At 68.6% G+C, this 1,489-nt stretch carries 1 protein-coding gene; it reads right to left on the bottom strand.

Annotated features, from left to right (window positions below):
* The coding region (locus ACTWQC_RS35750; protein WP_443320039.1) for an amino acid adenylation domain-containing protein at window positions 1-1,421 on the bottom strand (1,421 nt) is incomplete at its 3' end.
* Window positions 1,422-1,489 lie beyond the last annotated feature (68 nt).

Raw genomic sequence — 1,489 nt, 5'->3', positions numbered from 1 at the left:
AAGAAGCTGTCGTCGATGCTGATGCCGGTCAGGCCGAGGACTTCGGCGAACAGGCCGCACAGGATCTCCTCGCGGGGAGAGCGCGGCGCCCGCCCGACCCACTCCGGACCGTAGTCCGGGGCGGGCAGAGCCCGCCGGTCCAGCTTGCCGTTGGGCGTCAGCGGAAAAGCCTCCACCCCCACCAACGCCGAGGGCACCATGTACTCCGGCAACGACGCGGCGACATGCCCCCGCAGATCCACGGCCTGCGGCACCGGCTCCCCGGCACCCGCGACGACATAGCCCACCAGACGCTTGTCCCCGGGCCGGTCCTCACGCACGACCACAGCAGCCTGCGCCACCTGCGGATGCGACACGAGCACGGACTCGATCTCACCCAACTCGATACGGAAACCCCGCACCTTGACCTGGTCATCGACCCGGGCCAGATACTCCAAGCCGCCCGCGGCCGACCACCGCACCAGATCACCGGTCCGATACATACGGCACCCCGGCGAACCGAACGGGTCCGCCACAAACCGCTCACCCGTCAGCGACGCCCGGTTCACATACCCCAGCGCCACCCCCTCACCGGCCACATACAGCTCCCCAGGAACCCCCACCGGAACCGGCCGCAACCGCCCATCGAGCACATACACCCGCGTGTTGGCAATCGGACCACCGATCCCCGGAGCACCCTCCACGACCCCATCGACGACCGAAGCCGTGGACCAGATCGTCGTCTCCGTCGGCCCGTACAGATTCGTCACCGACTCCGCCCGCTCGACCAGCACCCCCGCCAGATCGGCCGGCAGCACCTCACCCCCCACCAGCACCCGCACACCAGCAAGCCGCACACCCTCAGCGACCACAGCACGCCACAAACTCGGCGTCGCCTGCATCACCGTCACACCAGCGGAAGCCATCAGATCGCCCAACGCCCGCGGATCACGCACCCGCTCACGCTCGGCCACCACCACACACCCACCACTGACCAACGGCCCGAACAACTCCAGCCCCGCAATGTCGAACCCGACCGTGGTCACCGCCAACAACCGGTCACCCACCCCGAACCCGCACACCTCACCCATCGAACCCAGGAAATTCACCAACGCCCCACCCGGCACCACCACACCCTTCGGGCGACCCGTCGACCCCGACGTATAGATCACATAAACCGGATCCAGCGCAGAGACCCCACCGCGCCTCTCCCCGGTGTCCAGATTCCCCGCCGCCAGATGCGACAGCTCCTCCACCGTCTCCGGCGCATCCATCAGCACCCGCGGCACATCCGCCTCCGGCAGCAAGCCATCCAGCTCACCCACCGTCAGCATCGACTGCGGACGCGCGTCTTGGAGCATGTAGGCGAGCCGGTCAGCCGGGTACTCGGTGTCCAACGGCAGATACGCCGCACCCGACTTCAGCACCGCCAGCAGCGCCACCACCAGATCCGCCGACCGAGGCAACGCCACCGCCACAAACCGCCCGGGCCCCGCCCCCCGACCGACCA

This window comes from Streptomyces sp. 8N616 (genome assembly GCF_052246385.1).
GTDB lineage: Bacteria > Actinomycetota > Actinomycetes > Streptomycetales > Streptomycetaceae > Streptomyces.
This window is presented reverse-complemented; position numbering and strand designations above follow the sequence as displayed.